At 66.8% G+C, this 23,205-nt stretch carries 23 protein-coding genes and 1 tRNA gene; 13 read left to right on the forward strand and 11 right to left on the reverse strand.

Features of this window, described 5'->3' with window-relative positions:
- Positions 1-177 precede the first annotated feature (177 nt).
- Genes AABQ55_RS07190 through AABQ55_RS07210 form a run of 5 tightly spaced genes read right to left on the reverse strand, consistent with a single transcriptional unit; the run spans position 178 to position 5,093 of the window.
- Positions 178-1,881: a methyl-accepting chemotaxis protein gene (locus AABQ55_RS07190; protein WP_272804539.1), complete on the reverse strand. Its 1,704-nt coding sequence runs from the start codon at positions 1,879-1,881 to the stop codon at positions 178-180.
- Positions 1,882-1,898: 17 nt separating this feature from the next.
- A complete protein-coding gene (locus AABQ55_RS07195; protein WP_272804540.1) occupies positions 1,899-2,411 on the reverse strand; it encodes a chemotaxis protein CheW in 513 nt (170 codons plus the stop codon).
- Complete coding sequence (locus AABQ55_RS07200) at positions 2,408-4,402, reverse strand: chemotaxis protein CheA (protein ID WP_272804541.1); 1,995 nt, start codon at positions 4,400-4,402, stop codon at positions 2,408-2,410. Before AABQ55_RS07200 ends, AABQ55_RS07195 begins: the two co-directional genes overlap by 4 nt.
- The gene (locus AABQ55_RS07205; protein ID WP_244767971.1) at positions 4,399-4,767 is read right to left on the reverse strand and encodes a response regulator; all 369 of its coding nucleotides are present in this window, start codon (positions 4,765-4,767) and stop codon (positions 4,399-4,401) included. The genes AABQ55_RS07200 and AABQ55_RS07205 overlap by 4 nt, the downstream gene beginning before the upstream one ends.
- On the reverse strand, positions 4,767-5,093 hold the full coding sequence (locus tag AABQ55_RS07210; RefSeq protein ID WP_272804542.1) for an STAS domain-containing protein: 327 nt from the start codon (positions 5,091-5,093) through the stop codon (positions 4,767-4,769). Before AABQ55_RS07210 ends, AABQ55_RS07205 begins: the two co-directional genes overlap by 1 nt.
- Positions 5,094-5,458: 365 nt before the next feature.
- Here AABQ55_RS07210 and AABQ55_RS07215 point away from each other — a divergent pair, with 365 nt between their 5' ends.
- From AABQ55_RS07215 to modC, 4 genes are all read left to right on the forward strand, one after another.
- Positions 5,459-7,183 (forward strand): chemotaxis protein, encoded by a 1,725-nt coding sequence (locus tag AABQ55_RS07215; protein WP_272804543.1) that lies wholly within the window; start codon positions 5,459-5,461, stop codon positions 7,181-7,183.
- 249 nt (positions 7,184-7,432) lie between these two features.
- Positions 7,433-8,206: a molybdate ABC transporter substrate-binding protein gene (modA, locus tag AABQ55_RS07220; RefSeq protein ID WP_272804544.1), complete on the forward strand. Its 774-nt coding sequence runs from the start codon at positions 7,433-7,435 to the stop codon at positions 8,204-8,206.
- 169 nt (positions 8,207-8,375) lie between these two features.
- The gene (gene modB, locus AABQ55_RS07225; RefSeq protein ID WP_272804545.1) at positions 8,376-9,077 is read left to right on the forward strand and encodes a molybdate ABC transporter permease subunit; all 702 of its coding nucleotides are present in this window, start codon (positions 8,376-8,378) and stop codon (positions 9,075-9,077) included.
- The gene (gene modC / locus AABQ55_RS07230) at positions 9,074-10,147 is read left to right on the forward strand and encodes a molybdenum ABC transporter ATP-binding protein (protein ID WP_272804546.1); all 1,074 of its coding nucleotides are present in this window, start codon (positions 9,074-9,076) and stop codon (positions 10,145-10,147) included. The genes modB and modC overlap by 4 nt, the downstream gene beginning before the upstream one ends.
- Positions 10,148-10,150: 3 nt before the next feature.
- On the opposite strand, the gene AABQ55_RS07235 is transcribed toward modC, so the two are convergent.
- Positions 10,151-10,510, reverse strand: coding sequence for a winged helix-turn-helix domain-containing protein (locus AABQ55_RS07235; RefSeq protein ID WP_272804547.1), 360 nt, complete (start codon positions 10,508-10,510; stop codon positions 10,151-10,153).
- 87 nt (positions 10,511-10,597) lie between these two features.
- Entirely contained in the window at positions 10,598-11,935 is a 1,338-nt protein-coding gene (locus AABQ55_RS07240; RefSeq protein WP_272804548.1) for an aspartate aminotransferase family protein, read from the reverse strand.
- Between the two features lie 145 nt (positions 11,936-12,080).
- Here AABQ55_RS07240 and AABQ55_RS07245 point away from each other — a divergent pair, with 145 nt between their 5' ends.
- Entirely contained in the window at positions 12,081-12,629 is a 549-nt protein-coding gene (locus AABQ55_RS07245; RefSeq protein ID WP_064328967.1) for a cupin domain-containing protein, read from the forward strand.
- Positions 12,630-12,683: 54 nt separating this feature from the next.
- On the opposite strand, the gene AABQ55_RS07250 is transcribed toward AABQ55_RS07245, so the two are convergent.
- From AABQ55_RS07250 to AABQ55_RS07260, 3 genes are all read right to left on the reverse strand, one after another.
- Complete coding sequence (locus tag AABQ55_RS07250) at positions 12,684-12,872, reverse strand: YegP family protein (RefSeq protein WP_244767963.1); 189 nt, start codon at positions 12,870-12,872, stop codon at positions 12,684-12,686.
- A gap of 25 nt (positions 12,873-12,897) precedes the next feature.
- Positions 12,898-13,167 (reverse strand): hypothetical protein, encoded by a 270-nt coding sequence (locus AABQ55_RS07255; RefSeq protein ID WP_272804549.1) that lies wholly within the window; start codon positions 13,165-13,167, stop codon positions 12,898-12,900.
- A gap of 47 nt (positions 13,168-13,214) precedes the next feature.
- Positions 13,215-13,288 (reverse strand) — tRNA-Gln (locus tag AABQ55_RS07260).
- A 249-nt stretch (positions 13,289-13,537) separates the two neighbouring features.
- On the opposite strand from AABQ55_RS07260, the gene AABQ55_RS07265 reads away from it, so the two are divergent.
- Genes AABQ55_RS07265 through AABQ55_RS07275 form a run of 3 tightly spaced genes read left to right on the forward strand, consistent with a single transcriptional unit; the run spans position 13,538 to position 16,199 of the window.
- Positions 13,538-15,088 carry a Ppx/GppA phosphatase family protein gene (locus AABQ55_RS07265; protein ID WP_272804550.1) on the forward strand — a complete coding sequence of 517 codons (1,551 nt, stop codon included), beginning with the start codon at positions 13,538-13,540 and terminating at the stop codon, positions 15,086-15,088.
- Entirely contained in the window at positions 15,085-15,816 is a 732-nt protein-coding gene (locus AABQ55_RS07270) for an RlmE family RNA methyltransferase (protein ID WP_272804551.1), read from the forward strand. Before AABQ55_RS07265 ends, AABQ55_RS07270 begins: the two co-directional genes overlap by 4 nt.
- Positions 15,816-16,199, forward strand: coding sequence for a VOC family protein (locus AABQ55_RS07275; protein WP_272804552.1), 384 nt, complete (start codon positions 15,816-15,818; stop codon positions 16,197-16,199). Before AABQ55_RS07270 ends, AABQ55_RS07275 begins: the two co-directional genes overlap by 1 nt.
- Positions 16,200-16,749: 550 nt before the next feature.
- Here the strand turns inward: AABQ55_RS07275 and AABQ55_RS07280 are convergent.
- Positions 16,750-18,159 carry a DHA2 family efflux MFS transporter permease subunit gene (locus AABQ55_RS07280; RefSeq protein ID WP_272804553.1) on the reverse strand — a complete coding sequence of 470 codons (1,410 nt, stop codon included), beginning with the start codon at positions 18,157-18,159 and terminating at the stop codon, positions 16,750-16,752.
- A gap of 305 nt (positions 18,160-18,464) precedes the next feature.
- Here AABQ55_RS07280 and AABQ55_RS07285 point away from each other — a divergent pair, with 305 nt between their 5' ends.
- The 5 genes from AABQ55_RS07285 to AABQ55_RS07305 all read left to right on the forward strand — a co-directional run bounded on the left by AABQ55_RS07285 (position 18,465) and on the right by AABQ55_RS07305 (position 23,205).
- The gene (locus tag AABQ55_RS07285) at positions 18,465-19,460 is read left to right on the forward strand and encodes an MBL fold metallo-hydrolase (protein ID WP_244767941.1); all 996 of its coding nucleotides are present in this window, start codon (positions 18,465-18,467) and stop codon (positions 19,458-19,460) included.
- A gap of 264 nt (positions 19,461-19,724) precedes the next feature.
- A complete protein-coding gene (gene guaB / locus AABQ55_RS07290; protein ID WP_272804554.1) occupies positions 19,725-21,221 on the forward strand; it encodes an IMP dehydrogenase in 1,497 nt (498 codons plus the stop codon).
- A gap of 147 nt (positions 21,222-21,368) precedes the next feature.
- Positions 21,369-21,728, forward strand: coding sequence for a hypothetical protein (locus tag AABQ55_RS07295; RefSeq protein WP_244767939.1), 360 nt, complete (start codon positions 21,369-21,371; stop codon positions 21,726-21,728).
- 98 nt (positions 21,729-21,826) lie between these two features.
- Positions 21,827-22,246 (forward strand): MAPEG family protein, encoded by a 420-nt coding sequence (locus AABQ55_RS07300; RefSeq protein WP_244767938.1) that lies wholly within the window; start codon positions 21,827-21,829, stop codon positions 22,244-22,246.
- A gap of 83 nt (positions 22,247-22,329) precedes the next feature.
- Positions 22,330-23,205, forward strand: a complete 876-nt coding sequence (locus AABQ55_RS07305; RefSeq protein WP_272804555.1) for a dienelactone hydrolase family protein — start codon at positions 22,330-22,332, stop codon at positions 23,203-23,205.

The raw sequence follows: 23,205 nt of genomic DNA on the forward strand, positions 1-23,205 counted from the left end.
GGGGCTCCTTTGGTAGCAGATGCCGTTTGGGCGGGGCGCCGGAAGCCGGGGCCCGTCATGCGAGAAGACCGATACACTCACCCTTTCGCGGGCCGCAGGCGACCCTTTCGCCGGCGCCTACACGCGCCGGGCCGATTGGGCGGCGCATCCGTTGCCGGATGCACCGCGATCCTTCGTTCAGGCGCTTTCGCGGAAGTCCGCGTCGTCGGCATCCGGACCGCCCATCGACATGTCGAGGGCAAAGCCGTTACCGTTGCGAGTCGCCTTGGTTGCCGTCGGGGCCGGGCGGTAGGCCGGGGAAGCGGCCGGACGCTTGGCGGTGACGGGAGCGGCCATCTTCGCCGCGGTCGCGCGCAGCTTCTCGGCATGGTTCGGTTCCTTGCGGGCCGAATTCTCGACGCGGAAGAAGGCGATGGAAGCCTGGAGCTCTTCCGCCTGGGCGGCCAGCTCTTCCGAGGTCGCCGACATTTCCTCCGAGGCGCCGGCATTCTGCTGGGTCACCTTGTCGAGCTGCTGGATCGCCTCGTTGATCTGCGAGGCGCCGATGTCCTGCTCGCGGCAGGCGGCGGAGATCTCCGAGACCAGTTCGGCGGTCTTGCGGATATCGGGCACCAGCCGATTCAGCATCTCGCCGGCTTCCGTGGCGACGGAGACCGTTTCGCCCGAGAGCGCGCTGATTTCGGCCGCGGCCGCCTGGCTGCGCTCGGCGAGCTTGCGCACTTCCGAGGCGACGACGGCAAAGCCCTTGCCGTGCTCGCCGGCACGCGCAGCCTCGACGGCGGCGTTGAGGGCGAGAAGGTCGGTCTGGCGGGCGATTTCCTGCACGATGGAGATCTTCTCCGCAATGGTGCGCATCGCGGTGACGGCGCGGCCGACGGCCTGGCCGGAGGCTTCCGCATCCTTGGAAGACTGGCGGGCGATCTTTTCCGTCTGGGCGGCGTTGTCGGCGTTCTGCTTGATGTTGGAGGCCATCTCCTCCATCGAGGCGGAGGCCTCTTCGGCGGAAGACGCCTGTTCCGTCGCGCCCTGCGAGAGGGTTTCGGAGCTGGCAGACAGTTCCTGGCTGCCGGAGGAGACGTTGTCGGAGGCCGAAAGGGCGTCCGCGACGACGCCGCGCAGGCGCTCGATCATCGTGTTGACGTGGCCGAGCAGGTCGCCGATCTCGTCCCTGGTGGTGATGTCGGCAAAGCGGGTGAGGTCGCCGTCGGCAACATTCTGCACCACGCCGACGGCGCGGGAAATGCCGCGGTTGATCGACAGCACGATCCAGACGGCGGCGAGGCCGGCGATCAGGAAGGCAATGGAGGCGGCGGCGATCATGATCGTGCGCGTGTCGGCATATTGCGCTTCGGCATTGTCGTCCGCTTCCTGAAGGCGGGTCTGTTCGAGCGTGACCACCTCATCGAGCAGGGCGTCGATCTCGTTCGTCACCGTGCGGGCATCCGCCGTGGAAACGCGCAGTGCCCCGGCGCTGTCGCCGGCGAGCATCAGGCTGCGGACCCGGTCGTCCTCGCGGCGGAATTCGGTGGAGAGGCCCTGGAGCTTGGACCAGAGGACCTTGCCCTGTTCCGTTGCTTTCGCCAGCACCTGCTCGAAGGCCGCGTCGAAATCCGCGCGGGCCTTGTCGCTCAGCGCGATATATTTGTTGGTCTCGGCATTGCTGGTCGCCGAGAGCATGTTTTTCTGTTGGCGGATCTGCTGGAGCTGCAGGACGTTCAGTTCCTGGGCAAGGCGCAGCCGCGTGGCCGGCCCGGTGAGCACGTCGCCGAGCGTCGCATTGAGGCCGCCCAGGCTCACGATGCCATAGCCAGCGGTGCCCGCCAGCATGGCCATGATGAAGCCGAAGGCCAAGAACAGTTTCAGTTTGATGGTAAAGCGCATGGGTCTCTCCAGATGGCCTAATTCGGCGCTTGCGCCGCGCGCTCTTTCCGGGAGGAAAAGATCGCGGTGAGGTTCGGGACGATGATGAACTCGCCGCCCCGCTTGACGAGGCAGCTGATATAGTCGGCGCGCCAGCGCATGCCGACGCTGGGCGGCGGTTCGCTGGCGACCTTGGGAAGCGTGGTGACTTCGTTGACCTTGTCGGTGCGGATGCCGATCAGGGTCGGCTCGTCGCCGAGGTCGAGCTCGATGACGACGATGCGGCTGTCGATGGTGGTTTCCGTCGCGTCCATGCCGAAGGCGAGGCGGATATCGGCGAGCGGGATCACCTTGCCGCGGAAGTTGATGACGCTGGAAACGAAGGGCTTGCTGCCGGGCACACGGGTCTCCGGCAGAAGGTCGAGGATTTCCTGCACGACGATCGCCTCTATCGCGAAGGTCTCGCCGTTGAGGTTGAAGGTGAGAACGGAGAGGTCCTCCTCCGCGCCCCAGATCGCGTCGTAGTCGCGTTTTCGTGCCGCTTCGCTCATCCTGCCGCCCGCAATTGCGCCTCCTGCTGCTGTCCGGCCGCGACCAGATGGGTGACGTCGAGGATCAGCGCGACGCTGCCATCGCCGAGGATGGTCGCGCCGGAGAACGTATCGACGTCATGGTGCAGCTTGGACATGGATTTGATGACCGTCTGGTGGTCGCCGATGATCTGGTCGACGACGAGGCCGACGCGTTCCGATCCCGTCGAGATGACGACGACCTTCTGGTACGGGTCGGGCGGCGTGCCGGTGCGGAACAGTTCGCGCAGGCGCAGGAACGGCACCAGGCTGTCGCGCAGCGAGATGAAGCTGCGCCCCCGCGAGCGCAGGTCGTCTTCGAGCGAGAGTTCCAGGCACTCTTCCACCGCCGAGAGCGGGATGACGTAGCAGCCCTGGCCGACGCGTACGAGCAGGCCCTCGATGATGGCGAGGGTCAGCGGGATGCGCAGCGCCACGACCGAGCCTTCGCCCGGCTTGCTGGCAATGTCGATCGTGCCGCGCAGCGCCTCCACCGTCTTCTTGACCACGTCCATGCCGACGCCGCGGCCGGACAGGTTCGTCACCGCCTGGGCGGTCGAGAAACCCGGCTGGAAGATCAGCTGGAGCAGGTCCTGGTCGGAGAGCGTCGCGCCCGGCTGGATGATGCCCGACGCTTCCGCCTTGGCGCGCACCCGCTCGCGGTTGATGCCGCGCCCGTCGTCCTTGATGGTGATGATCACCTCGCCGCCCGTCTGATGCGCCGAGAGGATGACCCGGCCCTTCGCATCCTTGCCGGCGGCGATGCGCTCTTCCGGCTTTTCGAGGCCATGATCGATGGAATTGCGCACGAGATGCACGAGCGGATCGGCGAGCCGGTCGATGACCGTCTTGTCGACCTCCGTGCTCTCGCCCTCGGTGATGAGCTCGATCTCCTTGCCGGTCTCGCGCGATAGATCGTGCACGAGGCGGCGGAAACGGCTGAAGAGGCTCGCGACCGGCATCATGCGCAGCACCATCATCGTGTCGCGCAGCTCGCCCGAGAGACGTTCGATTTCTTCGGAGACCGAGCGCAGGCCGAGATCGGCCGCCGTGCCGGCGAGTTGGGTGAGGCGCGACTGGGCGATGACGAGCTCGCCGACGCGGTCCATCATCTCGTCGAGCCGTTCGGCCGGCACGCGCACGTTCTCCGCGGATTTCGCCTGTTTGGAATCATTGGCCGCCTGCGCCGCCGGGGCGTCCCGCTCGGCAACGACCACGGCCCTGGCGATCGGTGTCTCGGCGGGCTTCGCTTCGGCGGCGGGTCGTTCGACGGCGACCTCGGTGATTTCGAGCTCCATGTCGTCCATGACGAAGATGAAGACGTCCTCGATATCGGCGCGCGGCCGCTCGGTCTTCAGCGTCACGTCCCAGCTGATATGGATGTCGCGCGGCTCCAGCGCGGAAAGCTCCGGCACCTTCGCCGTATCGGCGACGATCCGGCATTCGCCGAGGTCGCGCATCTCGTCGAGCAGGCCGAGCGGATTGGTGCCGTTCGCCATGGCATTCACCGGCAGGCTGAAGCGGATGCGCCATTCGCTGAGGCCGCCGGCCGCCTCGGCAACCGGCGCAGCCGCAACGGCGGCCGGGACAGGAGAGCCCGCGCCGTTGACCGCCCGGTGCAGGCCGTCGAGCAGCGCGGCGCTCATCGCGTCATGGTCGCCGTTCGGCGTTTCGAGCAGCGCACGCATGTGGTCCTGCGCGGAAAGAACCGCCGAGACCAGTTCGTGCGTGGCGGGCACGTCGCCCTTGCGCACCCGGTCGAAGGCGGTCTCGCAATGGTGGGTGAAGGCGGCGAGCGCGTCGAAGCCGAACATCGCGCCCGACCCCTTCAATGTGTGCAGGCCCCGGAAGACCGCATCGATCCGGTCGCGGTCGTCGAGGCTGCGGGTGAGGTCGAGGAGGCCGGACTCGATCTGCTCCAGCAGTTCGGCCGCTTCTGTCCGGAAGACGGAGATCGGGTCCGGGTTCGTCATTTTCCGAGGACCTTCCTGGCGATCTTGACGAGGCTTTCCGGATCGAACGGCTTTGTCAGCCAGCCGGTGGCGCCGGCGGCTTTCGCCTGCGCCTTCAGTTCGCCGTCGGATTCGGTGGTGAGGAAGATGACCGGAACGCCGGTATGGGCGGGCAGCTTGCGCAGCTCGCGGATCATCGTCAGGCCGTCCATGTTCGGCATGTTGAGGTCGGTGACGACGAGGTCGTATTCGCCGCCCTTCAGCTTGTTGAGGCCGTCGAGGCCGTCGACCGCCTCGGTCACGCTGTAGCCGGCATTGCTGAGGGTGACGCGCGTCGTCAGCCGGATGCTGGCGGAATCGTCGACGGTCAAGATCTTCGCGGTCATCAATTCTTCTCCTGGTGCAGCCAGAAATGCGCGGCGTCGGGTGTCATCCCGTCGAGAAAGCCGCCGCGTTCCAGCACGTCGTAAAGGTCGCCGGAGGCGGGCCGGGCAAGTAGAACGCGCCCGGCCCTGGCCTCGGCCTGTTTGCGGGCTGCCGTGACAAGCTGGACAAAGCTGAGGTCGACCTGCGCCGCCTCGTCGATATCCAGTACAATGGCAGGATTCTTGTTCAGAAAATCCAAGATCAACTCTTGAACGGACAATATAGTCTTGATGGTGAGCGTCGCAGGTAAGGTTAACGACGCGTCACCGGACAGGGTCGACGACATGGAGGCCTCGATAATCGTTTCGAGAGAGAGTATTTCCCGCGCCAGAATCGCCAGTCACGCTTAATGAAGAGTAAAGCGCGGTTGCTAATTTCATCCACCGGTAGTTCGGCCACCGTCGATACACTGCCTCACCCTGCGACAGGGAATAGGACTAAGCGATTGTATGCAAACATTAATTTATATAATTAGATATAAGTGATATTATTTATAAATCCCTAATTCTAGGGATGTCTGCAGCCACGGGTGGTGGCGCCGGAATCGCCCTGGTTTTGCGGAATTTCATTACATGAGGAAGAGCGAATTTACTGCGCGTTACATTGTTGGCCCTAGGGTTGGGTTACGGGTTCTTGCAGATGGGGTATGGCGTGTCAGGAATAGCGGGCGCAGTGCGCGTGGAGCGGCAGACGGCGGAGGTGGAGCTTGTCTCCCGCCTCGAAGGGGCCCGTTCCCGCATCGAGCAGCGGTTCCTCGATGGCGGCGTCGTACTGCTTTCGGTGCTGGACGTGCTCAACCGGCTGGTCGCCTCGCTGGAGAACCTTTCCGGCTCGCTCGGCGACGAGGTGGCGGAGGCGACGATCGGCCGGCTCGTCGCCACCGTCGATCAGCTGACCGCGCTGCCCGGCATCGAGGAGCAGCGCCAGCAGCGTCTTGCCCATGTCGCCGTCACGGAAAAAACGCTCGGCGCCCATATCGCCGACATGCAGGAGACGCTGCGCTACCTGCGCACCTTCGCCACGACCGCCAAGATCACCGGCGCCGCCATTCCCGATTTCGCCGGCTTTGCGGAAGAAATCCTCGAGCGCATCCAGTTCGGCACCGGCGAGGTCAATGCGCTCGGCGCGAAGATCGGCACGCTCGGTGCCGTCATCGGCACCGCCTCGGCCGGGGGCGGGGAGGCGCTGGAGCGCTTCCGCCGTTCCGTGCCCGACATTGCGGGCAATCTCTCGCGCAATGCCGCGGACCTGACGGCGCAGCGCCGCCACCTCTCGCAGCTTGCCGCCAAGGTGGGTGCGGCGGCGCGCGGCGTGCAGGGCAAGGTCGCCACGACGCTGTCGGCCATGCAGATCGGCGACATCACCCGCCAGCGCATCGAGCATTGCCAGTCCGCCTTCACCTTCCTCAACGAGTATCTTGCGGCCGGAACGCTCGACGTGGAGGCCGCCGGCCGCCTGACGGCGCTGGTCCGTCATCTCGTGCACGGCCAGCTCGTCGAGACCACCCGCGATTTCGCACGTGAATGCAGGACGGTGGTCGGCACGATCCGCAGCTTCGGGGCCGATATCGATGGCCTGATGGCGCTCTACGGTGACATGGACGCCGCCGACGGCCGCTCCGCCGACCGCGCCATGCGAACCCTGGAGGCCGACATCGCCGCCGCCCGTGCCGTCGTCTGCGATATCGAGCAGGCGGCCGACAAGGCCAACGTCCTGGGTGCAAGCACCGTCGAGACCGTGCAGGGTCTCCTGAAGGGCGTGAAGACGATCCAGCTCGTGCGCACCGACATCCATTACATGGCGCTCAACACCAACCTGCGCTGCAGCAAGCTCGGCGAAGAGGGGCGGGCGATCAATGTGGTGACGGCGGAACTGCGCCTGTTCTCCAGCCAGCTCGACGAGACGGCGGAGCGTATCCTTATCGCCCTGCAGTCGCTCGAAGAGGATGCCGGCAAGCTGCGCGAGGCGGGCACCGCCGCCGGCGGTTCGCTCGATGCGCATCTTGCCGAGGCGCTGGAGCATATCCGCCGGGCGGGCGACCGCATGGAGGAGGACATGGCGGCCCTACGCGCCTGCGGCACGGATGTCTCCGCCAAGGCGGGCCGGACGGTCGCCGACCTCGATTTCAACGCCGAGCTCGGCGACGTGCTGGCCGATTGCTCCGCCAGCGCGGGCGAACTCGTCGGCCGCGACCTGCCGGATATGTCGGGCCTTGAGGAGGCGATGGCCGACGTCGGCAGCCGGATCGCGCGTACCTATACGATGGTCTCCGAGCGCGAGGTGCATGCCCGCGTCTTCGGCACAGTCCTGGAGGCGCCTCCGACAGCTGTGGCTGCGCAAAGCGACGAGGACCTCTTCGACGACGCGCTGTTCTAGGATCATCGATACCCCGCTCTGCCGGTCTGCAAGCGCCTTTTGGGGCGCCGCCGTTTTCCCCAGGATCTGTGTGGGTACCGGTCGTTTCAGGGCCGCGTTCGGCCCGGCGTCACCGCCCCGCTCATTCCACGCGAATGGCCATCGTCTGTTTCCCTGTATTTTTGAAAATATAGCGCTGGCAAAGCCGCAAGTGCCGATATATTCAAGAGGATATCACGCTGCCTTCAGGCAGGAAAAGGGAGAACAGGAATGAACCGTCGTCTGCTTCTGAAACTCGTCGTCGCCGCCTTCGCGTCGCTGCCGCTCGCCCTGCCGGCGGTGGCCGCCGAGAAGGTCACCGTCTTTGCCGCCGCAAGCCTGAAGAACGCGCTCGATGCGGCGAATGCCGCCTGGTCGAAGGAAACCGGCAACGAGACGACGGTCTCCTATGCCGCAAGCTCGGCGCTCGCCAAGCAGATCGAGGCGGCCGCTCCCGCCGATCTCTTCATCTCGGCCGACCTTGCCTGGATGGACTATGTCGCCGAGAAGAAGCTGATCAAGGACGACACCCGCTCCAACCTTCTCGGCAACCGCATCGTGCTGGTCGCGCCGAAGGACAAGGCCTCCACCGTCGAGATCAAGGACGGTTTCGACCTCGCCGGCCTTGTCGGTGACGGCAAGCTCGCCATGGGCGCGGTCGACAGCGTGCCGGCCGGCAAGTACGGCAAGGCGGCGCTCGAAAAGCTCGGCGTCTGGTCCTCGGTCGAAGGCAAGGTCGCCGGTGCCGAGAGCGTGCGCGCCGCGCTCGCCCTCGTCTCGCGCGGCGAGGCGCCCTACGGCATCGTCTACCAGACGGATGCCGCGGCCGATCCGGGCGTCGCCGTCGTCGGCACCTTCCCGGAAGACAGCCATCCGCCGATCATCTACCCGGCCGCCATCCTCACGGAATCTGAGAGCGCCGCGTCTGCCGCCTATCTCGACTTCCTGAAATCCGACAAGGCCGCGCCCTTCTTCACCGAGCAGGGCTTCACCATCCTGAAGTAAGGTAAGCCTCTCCCACCCGCGCCGTCATCCTCAGGCTTGACCCGAGGATGACGGTGGCGCATGTGGCGTGGATGGTCGGGTCAAGCCCGACCATGACGAAAGAGAGGTCATCGGGCTTGTCAGCCCCGGTCTCGATGCCCCGGGGTTTTCGCCTTTCAAAGGAACACGCGTGGACTGGCTTGCCTTGAGCAACGAGGAATGGACGGCGATCCGGCTCAGCCTTCGGGTCTCGGCGGTCGCGGTCCTCGTCAGCCTGCCGCTCGGCATCCTCGCCGCACTGGCGCTGGCGCGGGGCCGCTTCTGGGGCAAGTCGCTGCTGAACGGCCTCGTGCACCTGCCGCTGATCCTGCCGCCCGTCGTCACCGGCTTCCTGCTGCTCATCCTGTTCGGCCGGCGCGGCCCCATCGGTTCGGTGCTGGATGAATGGTTCGGCATCGTGCTCTCCTTCCGCTGGACCGGCGCGGCGCTCGCCTGCGGCGTCATGGGCTTTCCGCTGATGGTGCGCTCGATCCGCCTCTCCATCGAGGCCGTCGACCGCAAGCTGGAGGAGGCGGCCGGTACGCTTGGCGCAAGCCCCGTCTGGGTCTTCCTCACCGTCACCCTGCCGCTCATCATGCCCGGCGTGCTCGCCGGCATGATCCTCGCCTTCGCCAAGGCGATGGGCGAGTTCGGCGCCACCATCACCTTCGTCTCCAACATTCCCGGCGAGACGCAGACGCTGTCGGCCGCCATCTACACCTTCACCCAGGTGCCGGGCGGCGATGCCGGTGCGATGCGCCTCACCCTCGTCGCCATCGCCATCTCCATGGTCGCGCTCATCGCCTCCGAGGTGCTCGCCCAGCGCCTCGGCCGCAAGGTGCATCTCGAATGAGCCTTGTCGTCGAAGCCCGCCACCGGCTCGGCGATTTTTCGCTGGAGGCCGCCTTCACCTCGGATAGGGGGGTCACCGCCCTGTTCGGCCGGTCCGGCTCGGGAAAGACCTCGCTGGTCCGCATCATCGCCGGCCTGACGCGCCCGGCGGAAGGCCGCGTCCTGCTCGGCGACGAGGTGCTGGTCGATACCGCCCGCCGCGTCTTCGTGCCGGCCCACCGGCGGCGCTTCGGCTATGTCTTCCAGGAAGCCCGCCTCTTCCCGCACCTCACCGTGCGGCAGAACCTCAACTACGGCCGCTGGTTCTCGCCGAAGGGCGCGCGCACGGAAAATCCGGACCGCGTGGTCGACCTGCTCGGCATTGCCGGCCTGCTCGATCGCCAGCCGGCCAACCTTTCCGGCGGCGAGAAGCAGCGTGTCGCCATCGGCCGCGCGCTGCTCGCCTCGCCGCGCCTGCTGCTGATGGACGAGCCGCTCGCCGCGCTCGACGAGGAGCGCAAGGCGGAGATCCTGCCCTATCTGGAGCGCCTGCGCGACGAGGTCGGCATTCCCATCGTCTATGTCAGCCATTCGGTGGCCGAGGTCGCGCGCCTTGCCGACCGGGTCGTGCTGATGGCGGACGGGCGCATCGAGGCGATCGGCGCGGCATCGGACGTGCTGGGTGGCCCGCGCCTCTCCTCCGCCGCCGAACGCCGCGAGGCCGGCAGCGTCCTTGCCGGCCGCGTCGAGGCGCGCGATGCCGCGCACGGCCTCGCCAACATCCGCCTTGTGGGCGGCGCGACGATCCTCGTGCCGGATGCGGCCGTCTCGCCGGGCGAAACGGTGCGGCTGCGCATCCCCGCCCGCGACGTCATGATCGCGACGGTGCGCCCGGAAGGCCTCAGCGCGCTCAACATCCTGGAAGGCGCCGTCGAGGCGATCGAGCCCGACGGCGAGGGCATGGCGAGCCTGCGCATCGCCTGCGGCGGCGATGTCGTGCGCGCCCGCATCACCGCGCTTTCCGTCGAGCGCCTCGGCCTTGCACCGGGCCTGCCGGTGCATGCCGTCATCAAGACGGTGGCGCTGGAATAGGTCTCAATCGGCAAGGTTTTCGACGATCCAGCCGATATCCTCGGCCAGCGCCGCGCGCGCCTTTCCTTCCATGGCATGGTAGTGGGCGATCAGCGCCTCGCCGAAGGGCGTCACGACGGCGCCGCCGCCCTGTTTGCCGCCGCGCTGCGATTCCACTACCGGCGTGCGGAACAGCCGGTTCATCTCGTCGACCAGCAGCCAGGCCCGGCGATAGGACATGTCCATCGCCCGCCCGCCGGCCGAGATCGAGCCGGTCTCCCGGATATACGCGAGAAGCTGGATCTTGCCGCGCCCGATCCTGCCCTCCGGCTCGAACTGGAGACGGAAGATGAGTTTCGGTTCGGTCTTGGCGGATGCTGACATGAAACTGGGCCCGTATGGATACGGGCCCAGATATAACAGCGTTTTCCGCGATGTGCAGTGCCAAGCCGCTTCCGGCAAGGCCCGAATTCAGGCGGCGCGCTTCAGCGCGTCGCCGAGGATCGAGACGATATCCTCGAAATGCTTCTTCTCGGCGATCAGCGGCGGCGAGAAGGCGATGATGTCGCCGGTGACGCGGATCAGGAGGCCCTTCTCGAAGCAATCGACGAAGACGTCATAGGCCCGCGCGCCCGGTGCGCCGTCGCGCGGGGCAAGCTCGATGCCGGCGATGAGGCCGATCGTGCGGATGTCGATGATGTGCGGCAGGCCCTTCAGCGAATGCATCGCGGCATGCCAGTCGTCCTGCAGCGCCGCGCCGCGGGTGAAGAGGCCTTCGTCGCGGTAGATGTCGAGCGTCGCGATGCCGGCGGCGCAGGCCACCGGATGGCCGGAATAGGTGTAGCCGTGGAAGAGCTCGATGGCGTTTTCCGGCCCGTGCATCAGTGCGTCGTGCACCTTGCGGCTGGCGAAGACCGCGCCCATCGGGATGGCGCCGTTGGTGAGGCCCTTGGCGGTGGTCACGATGTCGGGCGTCACGCCGAAATAGTCGGTGGCGAAGGCCGCGCCGAGGCGCCCGAAGCCGGTGATGACCTCGTCGAAGATCAGCAGGATGCCGTGCCTGTCGCAGGTCGCGCGCAGCTTTTCGAGATAGCCCTTCGGCGGGATCAGCACGCCGGTGGAGCCGGCGACCGGCTCGACGATGCAGGCGGCGATGGTTTCCGCGCCGTGCAGCGCCACCAGCCGCTCCAGGTCGTCGGCAAGCTCGGCGCCGTGCTCCGGCTGGCCCTTCACATAGGCGTTCTTCGCAAGGTCATGGGTGTGGCGCAGGTGGTCGGAGCCGGGAAGCTGCGGGAAGACGCGGCGGTTGTTGAGAATGCCGCCGACCGAAATGCCGCCGAAGCCGACGCCGTGATAGCCGCGCTCGCGGCCGATAAGGCGCGTGCGCGTGCCCTGGCCGATGGCGCGCTGGTAGGCAATGGCGATCTTCAGCGCGGTATCGACCGATTCCGAGCCGGAGCCGGTGTAGAAGACGCGGTCGAGCTTGGCGCCGTCGGGGCCGGGGGCGATCTCGGCCAGCCGCTCGGCGAAATCGAAGGCGACCGCATGGCCCATCTGGAAGGAGGGCGCGAAATCCATCTCGGTGAGCTGGCGCTCGACCGCCGCGGCGATCTGCCGGCGGCCGTGGCCGGCATTGACGCACCACAGGCCCGCGGTGCCGTCGAGCACCTGGCGGCCGTCCGCGCTGGTGTAATACATGCCTTCGGCGGCGGCGAGCAGGCGCGGCGCGGCCTTGAACTGGCGGTTGGCGGTAAAGGGCATCCAGTAGCTGTCGAGCACCGGTGCATTGGGCTTGTTGTGAGCGTTCATGGCAGATCTCCTCTGGCTGGCGGGATTGACGCCATGATTTGCGATGCCGAACAAGTCCTTTTCTTCTTGACGTCAACTGATTGAAAATAAAGGATACGGAGAAGCCGGTTTTCGATATTTCGAACATCTAGAACAGGAAATGGCCATGTCGGTCGATATCGGGGGCAGGCTGCGCCATCTGCGCATGGCCCATAATCTCTCCCAGCGGGAACTTGCCAAGCGCGCCGGCGTCACCAATTCGACGATCTCGCTGATCGAATCGAACGCCTCCAACCCGTCGGTCGGCGCGCTGAAGCGCATCCTCGACGGCATCCCGATCGGTCTTGCGGAATTCTTCGCCTTCGAGCCGGAGCGCCCGAAAAAGGCCTTCTACCGGGCGGACGAGCTTGTGGAGATCGGCAAGGGTCCGATCTCGTTCCGCCAGATCGGCGAGAACACCTTCGGCCGCAGCCTGCAAATCCTCAAGGAGTGCTACCAGCCGGGTGCCGACACGGGCAAGGTGCTGCTGGTGCACGATGGCGAGGAGGGCGGCATCGTGCTCTCCGGCCGGCTGGAGGTGACGGTGGACGACGAGCGGCGCATCCTCGGCCCGGGGGACGCCTATTATTTCGAAAGCCGCCGCCCGCACCGCTTCCGCTGCGTCGGCCCGGTGCCCTGCGAGGTCATCAGCGCCTGCACCCCGCCGACCTTCTGACATGCGGAAGGCCCGCCGGCGGAACCGGCGGGCCTTCGCAAGGAATGGGACCGGTCAGGCCTGCGCGGTCGTGTTGTCCTCGACGGGCGCGCCGGGGCCGTTCTTCTTGATCGAATCGATGGCGTTCTGCGCGCTGGCCTTGCTGGAATAGCCTTCCGTGGAGAACATCACTTCGCTGTTGTACTTGAAGCGGACGCGAAACTCGCCGGCCTTGTCCTTGTAGATCTCGAACTTGTGCGCCATGGGCTTTCCTCCACGCAGATGGGAATCAGACAAAAGCAACGTGCCAGCCGGAAAAACCGCTGGCAAGAGGCGCCCGGCCTCCATCCGCTACAAAGCGACGCCGGCCGTGCCGGTTGTAGCCGAGTTCGTTGACGAGCGTCGCGCGCAGGTCCCGCCGTAAATCTATCGCCAGGATGGCGGCAAGGCCTGCTCCGCCACTGGTGGGATCGCAGCAGGCTGCCGTTCGGCGGTGCGCAGACGGCGCGATCACGAGAAAGCCCGGAATGACGATGTGCACGATCCCGGCACTAAACATCTGCCGGATGTCTTCCAGGCAGCCGATTTTACTGAGAAAGGGAGAATTGGCTGGGGAACCTGGATTCGAACCAAGATTAACGGAGTCAGAGTCCGTCGTTCTACCGTTGAACTATTCCCCAGCAGGGGCGATACCGGCTTGGCCGGCGCCTGTGAGGCGGGCTTATAAACAAAAGGCGGCGAGATGCAAATGGTTTTTTTGGGAAAAATGCAGGCGCTGTGTGCATGGCCGGGTTTGCGGCGAGGTGTCGTCGGATCGTCATAAAAAGAATTTGGCGAACGGGCCGGGCGCTGGTAATGTCGCGGCAACGAAGATCGAGAGAGCGCCTGCTTGCAGCTTTGAAGCTTTGCGCGGCGCCATAGGCAGTAACGTGAACGACCCCGACAGCGGCGTGAAGCCGCCCGTTTCCGGGGCGCGAGATGCGGGCGATGCGGGGCGGCCGAAGCGGTCGCGCCGCCGCAAGGGCAAGCAGAAGGGCGCGACAAGTCCCTCTGCCGTCTCCCTGTCCGCAGGCCAGGCGGCCGGTTCGTCCGGATCGGCTGAGCGCCCCAAGGCCATCGACGGTGGCGATACCGCGCGCAGGAACAAGCGTCGCCGGCGTGGCAAGGGTGCCGGCGGCGAGAACGTGCGCCCGCTTGCGCCCGTCGGCCAGCGGGAAGCCCCCGGCGAGGACCAGCGCCAGGCGGAAGGCCGCAGGAACCGCCGCAAGCACCGGGGCCGCAAGACCGGCGCGCGCGCCGTGCCGGCGTCTGCCGAGGCTATCGTCACGCATCCCGCGGCCGAACAGGCCGTCGAGGCACGACCCGTTGCCCACGCCCCGGAGCCGCGCCGCGAGATGCAGGCCCCCGTCCGTCCGGCCGAGCGCGAGGGATACGACGTGCCGCTCTATGCCGCGCTCGACCTCGGCACCAACAATTGCCGCCTCCTCATCGCCCAGCCGACCCGGCCCGGCCAATTCCGCGTCGTCGACGCCTTTTCGCGCATCGTGCGCCTCGGCGAGGGGCTTGCGGCGAGCGGCCGGCTTTCCGACGAGGCGATGGACCGCTCCGTCGAGGCCCTGAGGATCTGCGCGGCCAAGCTGAAGAACCGCAACATCCGCCGCGCCCGGCTGATCGCCACCGAGGCCTGCCGCGCGGCGGCCAATGGCGAGGCGTTCCTGGAGCGGGTGCGGCAGGAGACGGGGCTCGACCTCGAGATCATCAACCGCGAGACCGAGGCGCGGCTTGCCGTGTCCGGCTGCTCCTCGCTGGTCGGGCGCGAGGCGAAATCGGTCGTGCTCTTCGATATCGGTGGCGGCTCCTCGGAAATCGCGGTCATCCGCATCGGCGAGAACCGCTCCAGCCGGCTTGCCAACCACATCACGCACTGGACCTCGCTGCCGGTCGGCGTCGTCACGCTGTCCGAACGCCATGGCGGGCGGGACGTGACGCCCGAGAGCTTTGCGGGCATGGTGTCGGAGGTCGAGGCCATGCTGGCGGATTTCGATTGCCCGGGCGATGTGGTGCGCGTGGCGCCGGAGGATTTCCATCTCATCGGCACGTCGGGCACGGTGACGACGCTTGCCGGCGTGCATCTCGACCTGCCGCGTTATGACCGGCGCCGGGTGGATGGCGTCTGGCTCTCGGACGACGAGGTGACGGCCATGCAGGCGCGGCTCCTCTCCTGGGATTTTTCCGCCCGCGCGGCCAATCCCTGCATCGGGCCCGACAGGGCGGACCTCGTGCTCGCCGGCTGCGCCATCCTGGAGGCGATCCGCAAGCGCTGGCCCTCGCGCCGCATGCGCGTCGCCGACCGGGGCCTGCGCGAAGGCCTGCTCACCGACATGATGGCCGACGACGGCGTCTGGCGCCGCGGCCGCCACCGTCGCAACCACCGCGGCGGTCCCCGCAACCCGGCGAAGCCCGAAGGACAGGCGTCATGACCAAGCCCCCCGTCGGCGGCAACCGCACCGGCCGCAAGCTCGGCCAGAAGGTCAAGAAGGGCAAGCTGAAGGCCTCCTCGCGCCGCTGGCTCGAACGCCACATCAACGATCCCTATGTGCAGCGCGCCAGGCTGGAGGGCTATCGCGCCCGCGCGGCCTTCAAGCTCCTGGAGATCGACGAGAAGCACAACATCCTCGCCGGCGCGAAGCGCATCATCGATCTTGGCGCGGCGCCCGGCAGCTGGTCGCAGATCGCCGCCAAGGTGACCGGCTCGAGCGATGCCGATCCGCGCGTCGCGGCGATCGATTTCCTGGAAATGGACCCGCTGCCGGGCGTCACCATCCTCCAGATGGACTTTCTCGAGCCAGACGCGCCGGAGAAGCTGATCGCGGCGGTCGGCGGCACGCCGAACCTCGTCATCTCCGACATGGCCGCCCCGACGACCGGCCACCGCCAGACGGATCACCTGCGCACCATGCATCTGTGCGAGGTCGCCGCGCATTTCGCCGTCGAGGTGCTGGCGGAAGGCGGCCATTTCCTCGCCAAGACCTTCCAGGGCGGCACGGAGCGCGAGCTGCTGAACATGCTCAAGCAGAATTTCAAGCAGGTCATCCATGTGAAGCCCGGCGCCTCGCGCGCCGAATCGGTGGAGATGTTCCTGCTCGCCAAGGGGTTCAAGGGCCGCACGGCCAGGGACGGGACGGCCGGGGCGGAAGAGGAGGCCTGATGCTGCTCTACACCACCGTCGGCACGAACGATCTGGAACGCGCCGGCCGCTTCTATGACGCGGTGCTGCCGCCGCTCGGCTATCGCCGGCAGAAGCAGGCGCCGGGCGAGATCGGCTATGCGGCGGACGAGGATGTACGCTGCCGCTTCTGGGTCGTGGAGCCATTCAATCGGGAGCCCGCCACCTTCGGCAACGGCGTGACCATCGCGCTTGTCGCCCCGACGCGTGCCGCCGTCGATGCCTTCCACGCCACGGCCCTTGCCGCCGGCGGCACCGACGAAGGCGCCCCCGGCCTGCGCCCGTTCCACGCCAGCTTCTACGCCGCCTTCATCCGCGACCATGACGGCAACAAGCTCGCCGCAGTGTGCGAAAGGCCGGAATAGGCCGCGCCGGGCCGAAGCGCACCGCCTCGGCAAAGATCCAGCCCATACCGGCGCCGGCCTTTTCCTCCCCGTTTCTGTGGGGAAGCGACGCGCGAACCCGTCGCCCCGCCCATGCGGCAGCGGGTTTCAACCCACGCCTCCGCGAGGAGGCGACTTCAATGAATATGCCATAAAGCGCGATATGTACATGTTTCAATCCATGCCTCCGTGAGGAGGCGACTCGGCTCGGGGATCGAGCCGGACACCCGGGTGCCGTTTCAATCCACGCCTCCGCGAGGAGGCGACGGGGAAGCTGAAACGGTCAATCGGCTGGACCTGGGGTTTCAATCCACGCCTCCGCGAGGAGGCGACTGGGGTAGGTGTAATGCATTGTTCGCGCGGGCAAAAGGTGGGAGCCGGTGCGGGTCGGCGGGTAGGGTGCGCGCCTGGGAGGGCGTCGTGGTTTCCCGGAAAGGGGAGGTGAGGGATTTCAAGGGGATGCGGTGGGTGCGAACCGGCCGGGGATTTGCGGCGCGCTTGGGTTCGCGCCGATTCGCGGGATGGGGCGGGGTTATTTTACCGCCGCCGTTTCTTCCTCCCGCGCCGGCAGGCGGTGGCCGGAGACGGTGGCGCCGGCGTTCCTCGCCATGGTGATGAACGGCAGGACGGCGGCGAGCGTCAGGGCGGAAATGATCATGAAGGCGATCTGGAAATCCCCGAGCTCGAGCGGCGAGCCGGTGAGCAGGGTTTCGATCTCCAGGATGGAGCCGGCGACGGCGACGCCCAAGGCCAGGCTGATCTGCTGAAGCACGGCGCTCATCGCGGTCGCCTTGCTGGCGTCGGCGTCGGGGATATCGGCAAAGGAGAGCGCATTGACGCTGGTGAAGAAGAAGGAACGGGCGAAACCCGCGATCAAGAGCACGCCGGCCATGAACCAGAAGGGCGTCGCGGGCGTGAAGAGGCCGTTCACGAAGGTCAGGATCGCCCCGCAGATGCTGGCGACGATCAGTGTGGTGCGGAAGCCGGCGAAGGTCAGCACGCGCTTGGCGAGGAATTTCGTGGTGATGGCGCCGATGGCGCCCGTGAAGGTGACGAGGCCGGACTGGAAGGGCGAGAGACCGAAGCCGACCTGCAGCATCAGCGGCATCAGGAAGGGCACCGCGCCGACCGAGATGCGGAACAGCGTGCCGCCGATGGCCGCGGCGCGGAAGGCATTGTCGCGGAAGAGGGCGAGGTCGAGCAGGGGCGTCGGATGGCGGCGGGCATGGCGCACATAGAGCACGCCGCAAAGCAGGCCGATGGCGGTGGCGACGACGCCGATGACCGGCGGCAGGGCGGGCAGGCTGACGACCGAGAGGCCGAACATCGTGCCGGAGGCGGCGACGGCGCTCAGGAAGAAGCCGAGCCAGTCGAGCGGCGGCGGGGCGGCGGCGCGGATGTCCGGCAGGTAGACGCCGGACAGGATGTAGCCGGCGATGCCGACCGGCACGTTGATCAGGAAGATCCAGTGCCAGGAGAAGTAGGTGGTGATGAAGCCGCCGAGCGGCGGACCCGCGAGCGGGCCGACGAGCGCGGGGATCGTCAGCAGCGCCATGGCCGAGACGAGCTCGGAGCGCGAGGTGCTGCGCACCAGGACGAGGCGCGCGACGGGCGTCATCATCGCCCCGCCCATGCCCTGCAGGAAGCGGGAGACGACGAAGGCGACGAGGCTGTCGGCGATCGCGCAGAGGATGGAGCCGGCGACGAAGACGAGGATGGCGAGGCGGAAGACGCGTTTTGCGCCGAACCGGTCGGCCATCCAGCCGCTGAGCGGAATGAAGGTCGCGAGCGACACCATGTAGGAGGTGAGCGCCAGCTTGAGCGTGATCGGTCCCACGCCGAGATCGGCCGCGATGGCCGGCAGCGAGGTGGAGATGACGGTGGAATCCATCTGCTCCATGAAGAGCGCGACGGCAAGGATGAGCGGGACGATACGGTTCATCGGCAAATCGGGGTACGAGGCCCTTGCGCAGGCCCGCCCGTCTTCTGCGCTCCTTGCTGCGATCTGTCAAATCGCGAGGAAATCGCCTGCGACGCACGGGGCGTAAAAGTGTGCCGCGGCCGGCGTGCAGAAAGCGCGGGACCGGAGCGCGGGGCATGCCGAAGGTCGGCCGGCGCTTCGGCATCACAAGCCCGTGATGGCATGTGCCCGGATTGTGACAGCGCCCTAGATGGACGCGTGTCATCTTCATGCGGGCGCCGGCCGTCGTGCCGGCGCGGCAGCTTTTCACCAGAGAGGATAGAGCCATGGGCGACCCTTCGACAATCTCGCGCAGATCCCTGTTTCTCGCCGCCGGCATCGGCACGCTGGCCGCGCCCCTGGTGCTGAACCGCGCCGCCGCTCTTGCCCAGTCCGCAAGCGATGCCACCGATATGCGCGTGAGCCCGCTGGAGGCCCGCAGCTTCAAGCTCGGCAGCTTCCGCGTGCTGACGGTGCGCGACGGCATGCGCCCCTCCGGCGCGCCGAACGAGACCTTCGGCACCGACCAGTCTGCCGAGGCGGTCGGCGCGCTGCTGACGGAAAATTTCCTTCCGGCCGACAGCTTCGTCAACAGCTTCACGCCGACGCTCGTCGATACCGGCGCGGAGGTCGTGCTCTTCGATACCGGCATGGGGGAGGGTGGCCGCGAGGCGGGCATGGGGCGCCTTCTCGAAGGGCTGGACTACGCCGGCTACACGCCGGATCAGGTCTCCGTCGTCGTCATCACCCATATGCACGGCGATCATATCGGCGGTTTGATGGAGGGCGGCAAGCCGGCCTTCCCCAATGCGCGCTACGTCACCGGCCGCACGGAATATGATTTCTGGGTCAATCCCGAGCGCATGGGCACGCCCGCCGAACAGGGCCACCAGGGCGTGCTCGCCAAGGTGCAGCCGCTCGCCGAAAAGCTCACCTTCATCGAGGACGAGGGCGAGGTCGTGCCCGGCATCCGCGGGCTCAACGCCTTCGGCCATTCGCCGGGGCACATGATCTTCCGTGTCGAATCGGAGGGCAAGGCGCTGCTGCTGACGGCCGATACCGCGAACCACTACGTGCTCTCGCTGCAGCGGCCCGACTGGGAGGTGCGCTTCGACATGGACAAGGCGGCGGCCGCCGCGACGCGCAAGAAGGTCTTCGACATGATCGCCACCGACAGGCTCGCCTTCATCGGCTACCACATGCCGTTCCCGGCGGCGGGCTTCGTTGAAAAGGCCGGCGAGGGCTATCGGTTCGTGCCGATGAGCTATCAGTTCGATCTTTGAGGCCGGCGTTTCGACGACGGTCCCTCAAGCCCTTGACGTGACCTCCTGCCGCCTGCCGGAAGAAAGCGCCGGCAGGGGCGGGTCGCGACGGCCTGCCGGCAAGCCGGCTGCCGACGCGATTGCGGGCTTTTTGCTATTCCCAATCCGTCATGAACGTGTTACCAGCCCTCGCCAACTTCCAAGAATTTCTTGCAAGCGACCGAGGCGGACAACTCCCAATGTTCCCCTTGGTGCGCAAGCTTTACCCTCAAAGGAACTTGGCCCATGGCGCGCATCATTGAAACGGCAACCGGTCTCGAAGCCCTGACCTTCGACGACGTTCTCCTGCAACCCGGCCACTCCGAGGTCATGCCGGGCCAGACGAACATCGCCACCCGCATCGCGCACGATTTCGACCTCAACCTGCCGATCCTCTCCTCCGCCATGGACACGGTGACGGAAAGCCGCCTTGCCATCGCCATGGCCCAGGCCGGCGGCCTCGGCGTCATCCACCGCAACCTGACGCCCGCCGAACAGGCCGAGGAAGTCCGCCAGGTGAAGAAGTTCGAGAGCGGCATGGTCGTCAACCCGGTGACGATCGGCCCGGATGCGACGCTCGCCGAGGCGCTCTCGCTGATGAAGGCGCACGGCATTTCCGGCATCCCGGTCGTCGAGAACGGCGGCAGCGGCAAGGCCGGCCGCCTCGTCGGCATCCTGACGAACCGCGACGTGCGCTTCGCCTCCGACCCGACCCAGAAGATCTACGAGCTGATGACCCGTGAGAACCTCATCACGGTGAAGGAAACCGTCGACCAGCAGGAAGCCAAGCGCCTCCTGCATCGCCACCGCATCGAGAAGCTGCTGGTGGTCGACGGCGACGGCCGCTGCGTCGGCCTCATCACGGTAAAGGATATCGAGAAGTCGCAGCTCAATCCGAATGCCTCGAAGGATGCGCAGGGCCGGCTCCGCGCCGCCGCCGCCATCTCCGTCGGCGATGACGGCTTCGAGCGCGCCGAACGCCTCATCGAGGCCGGCGTCGACCTCATCATCGTCGACACGGCGCACGGCCATTCGCAGCGCGTCCTCGACGCCGTCGCGCGCGTGAAGAAACTGTCGAACTCCGTGCGCATCATGGCCGGCAATGTCGCAACGTCGGACGGCACCAAGGCGCTGATCGACGCCGGCGCGGACGCCGTCAAGGTCGGCATCGGCCCGGGCTCGATCTGCACCACGCGCATCGTCGCCGGCGTCGGCGTGCCGCAGCTTGCAGCGATCATGGCCTCGGTCGAGGCGGCGCAGGCTGCCGACATCCCGGTCATCGCCGATGGCGGCATCAAGTTCTCCGGCGACCTTGCCAAGGCGATCGCCGCCGGCGCCTCGGCCGTCATGGTCGGCTCGCTGCTCGCCGGCACGGATGAAAGCCCGGGCGAGGTCTTCCTCTACCAGGGCCGCTCCTTCAAGGCCTATCGCGGCATGGGCTCCGTCGGTGCCATGGCGCGCGGCTCGGCCGACCGCTACTTCCAGGCGGAAGTGCGCGACACGCTGAAGCTGGTGCCGGAAGGCATTGAGGGCCAGGTGCCCTACAAGGGCCCGGTCTCGGGCGTGCTGCACCAACTCGCCGGTGGCCTCAAGGCCTCCATGGGCTATGTCGGCGGCAAGGACCTCAAGGACTACCAGGAGAAGGCGACCTTCGTGCGCATCTCCGGCGCGGGCCTGCGCGAAAGCCATGCCCATGACGTGACGATCACCCGCGAAAGCCCGAACTATCCGGGCGCCGTCTGATTGTTCGCCGATTGCTGATATGCCTTTGAATGCCCAGCTTTGCCGGGCATTCCCGTCTTCCGGACCCGCGCGAATCCTGTTTTGTTTTTCCACGTATGCGCTAGGATTGGCGACCGGCAATCTCGCCGGTTTTCGCTGGGGGACAACATGAAGACGATACTGGCTGGCGCCCTTCTGGGCCTGGGGCTGGTCGTGCCTGCGCATGCGCAGACGGTCAATGCCGGCACCTACACTGTCGAAGGCACGAACCTCGACGGTTCGCCCTACAATGGCACCGCGACGATCGCGCTGACGAGCGAGACGACCTGCTCGATCGAATGGAACACCGGCGGGACCACCTCGAACGGCATCTGCATGCTCTATGACAACGCCTTTGCCGCCGGCTACGTGCTGGGCGATGCGGTCGGCCTCATCGTCTACCAGGTGAAGGACGACGGTTCGCTGGAAGGCGCCTGGACGATCAGCGGCAAGGACGGTTCGGGCACCGAAACCCTGACGCCGCAATAACACGCATCCTCCTTCGGCTTGTCGTGGTGTCCCTTTGTGGTTGAGGCTTCCGCCGGAAACCCCTAAACCGGTTCGAAACGACAAGTCGAAGGACGATCATGTCTCCCACGGAAGCCACGCTCTGGCCGATGATCGCGCATGTCGCGCTCGTCTTCTGCCTCTACCTGCTGCTCTCCACGCGCCGCATGCGCGCGGTCAAGGAGGGCAGGGCACGCCCGGAACAATTCCGCGAGAACCGCGAGGAGCCGGCCGAAAGCCTCCTCGTCAGGAACGCCATCGCCAACCAGTTCGAGCTGCCGGTGCTGTTCTATGCGGTGAGCATCCTTCTCTACCTCGTCGATGCCGACAATCCCGTGACCGTCGCCGGCGGCTGGCTGTTCGTGGCGCTGCGTTATGTCCATGCCTACGTGCATGTCACCAGCAACCGCCTGCGGTATCGCCGGCCGCTCTTCATTGCGGGGCTGGCGGTGCTCGGCCTTCTGTGGATATGGCTGGGCGTCTGGCTCGCGCTCACCTGACGGGCCGGTAACGCAGTTGTGTTCGGCAGGTTTCGGTGCGGGGCCTATCTTATCCGGCGGAGAACACAGCCGGAGGATCCGCCATGGACAAGCCGCAGATCACGCAGGCGATGATCAACGCCTATGACGAATACACCCACCTGACGCTCGACCGCCGCCGCTTCATGGAGCGCCTGACCGCGCTTGCCGGCTCCGGTGCGGCCGCCGCCGCCATCGTTCCGCTGCTCGCAGCCAATTCGGCGAGCGCCGAGATCATCGCCTCGGACGACGAGCGCCTGGCCGCCAAGGATGTCGTCTATGGCGGCAGCTCCGGCGAGATGAAGGGTTATCTGGTGCGCCCGAAGGAGGCGACGGCTCCGCTCGGCAGCGTCATCGTCATCCACGAGAACCGCGGCCTCAATCCGCACACCCGTGACGTCGCCCGCCGCATGGCGCTCGAAGGCTTCATCGCGCTCGCCCCCGATTTCCTCTCGCCCGCGGGCGGCACGCCGGACAACGAGGACCAGGCGCGCGAGATGATCGGCAAGCTCGATCCGGCGCAGACGGTGGCCAATGCCGAGGCAAGCCTGCAGTTCCTCGCAAAGCTCGACGGGGCGAACGGCAAGGTCGGGGCCGTCGGCTTCTGCTGGGGCGGCGGCCTCGTCAACCGCTTCGCCGCCAGGTCGCCGGAGCTGAAGGCGGGCGTCGCCTATTACGGCGCGCAGGCCGCCGCAGAGGACGTGCCCGGCATCAAGGCGGCGCTGATGCTGCATTATGCCGGCCTCGACGAGCGCATCAATGCCGGCATCGAGGCCTATCGCAAGGCGCTGGAGGAGAACGGCAAGACCTTCGAGATCCACATGTACGACGGCGTCAACCACGCCTTCAACAACGACACCTCCGCCGCGCGCTACGACAAGGCCGCGGCCGATCTCGCCTGGCAGCGCACGGTGGATTTCCTGAAGGCGAACCTCGCCTGA

The sequence above is a fragment of the Shinella sp. WSD5-1 genome, from assembly GCF_963942435.1.
Taxonomy (GTDB): Bacteria; Pseudomonadota; Alphaproteobacteria; order Rhizobiales; family Rhizobiaceae; genus Shinella; species Shinella yambaruensis.

What these genes read in the sequence shown, in the direction of transcription:
- AABQ55_RS07285 (WP_244767941.1), top strand. Translation starts at nt 18,465, where the DNA reads ATGGGCGACCCTTCGACAATCTCGCGCAGATCCCTGTTTCTCGCCGCC.
- AABQ55_RS07235 (WP_272804547.1), bottom strand. Translation starts at nt 10,510, where the DNA reads ATGTCAGCATCCGCCAAGACCGAACCGAAACTCATCTTCCGTCTCCAG.
- AABQ55_RS07240 (WP_272804548.1), bottom strand. Translation starts at nt 11,935, where the DNA reads ATGAACGCTCACAACAAGCCCAATGCACCGGTGCTCGACAGCTACTGG.
- AABQ55_RS07280 (WP_272804553.1), bottom strand. Translation starts at nt 18,159, where the DNA reads ATGAACCGTATCGTCCCGCTCATCCTTGCCGTCGCGCTCTTCATGGAG.
- AABQ55_RS07250 (WP_244767963.1), bottom strand. Translation starts at nt 12,872, where the DNA reads ATGGCGCACAAGTTCGAGATCTACAAGGACAAGGCCGGCGAGTTTCGC.
- AABQ55_RS07305 (WP_272804555.1), top strand. Translation starts at nt 22,330, where the DNA reads ATGGACAAGCCGCAGATCACGCAGGCGATGATCAACGCCTATGACGAA.
- modC (WP_272804546.1), top strand. Translation starts at nt 9,074, where the DNA reads ATGAGCCTTGTCGTCGAAGCCCGCCACCGGCTCGGCGATTTTTCGCTG.
- AABQ55_RS07295 (WP_244767939.1), top strand. Translation starts at nt 21,369, where the DNA reads ATGAAGACGATACTGGCTGGCGCCCTTCTGGGCCTGGGGCTGGTCGTG.
- guaB (WP_272804554.1), top strand. Translation starts at nt 19,725, where the DNA reads ATGGCGCGCATCATTGAAACGGCAACCGGTCTCGAAGCCCTGACCTTC.
- AABQ55_RS07300 (WP_244767938.1), top strand. Translation starts at nt 21,827, where the DNA reads ATGTCTCCCACGGAAGCCACGCTCTGGCCGATGATCGCGCATGTCGCG.
- AABQ55_RS07270 (WP_272804551.1), top strand. Translation starts at nt 15,085, where the DNA reads ATGACCAAGCCCCCCGTCGGCGGCAACCGCACCGGCCGCAAGCTCGGC.
- AABQ55_RS07190 (WP_272804539.1), bottom strand. Translation starts at nt 1,881, where the DNA reads ATGCGCTTTACCATCAAACTGAAACTGTTCTTGGCCTTCGGCTTCATC.
- AABQ55_RS07200 (WP_272804541.1), bottom strand. Translation starts at nt 4,402, where the DNA reads ATGACGAACCCGGACCCGATCTCCGTCTTCCGGACAGAAGCGGCCGAA.
- AABQ55_RS07195 (WP_272804540.1), bottom strand. Translation starts at nt 2,411, where the DNA reads ATGAGCGAAGCGGCACGAAAACGCGACTACGACGCGATCTGGGGCGCG.
- AABQ55_RS07205 (WP_244767971.1), bottom strand. Translation starts at nt 4,767, where the DNA reads ATGACCGCGAAGATCTTGACCGTCGACGATTCCGCCAGCATCCGGCTG.
- AABQ55_RS07245 (WP_064328967.1), top strand. Translation starts at nt 12,081, where the DNA reads ATGTCGGTCGATATCGGGGGCAGGCTGCGCCATCTGCGCATGGCCCAT.
- modA (WP_272804544.1), top strand. Translation starts at nt 7,433, where the DNA reads ATGAACCGTCGTCTGCTTCTGAAACTCGTCGTCGCCGCCTTCGCGTCG.
- AABQ55_RS07255 (WP_272804549.1), bottom strand. Translation starts at nt 13,167, where the DNA reads ATGTTTAGTGCCGGGATCGTGCACATCGTCATTCCGGGCTTTCTCGTG.
- AABQ55_RS07210 (WP_272804542.1), bottom strand. Translation starts at nt 5,093, where the DNA reads ATGTCGTCGACCCTGTCCGGTGACGCGTCGTTAACCTTACCTGCGACG.
- AABQ55_RS07275 (WP_272804552.1), top strand. Translation starts at nt 15,816, where the DNA reads ATGCTGCTCTACACCACCGTCGGCACGAACGATCTGGAACGCGCCGGC.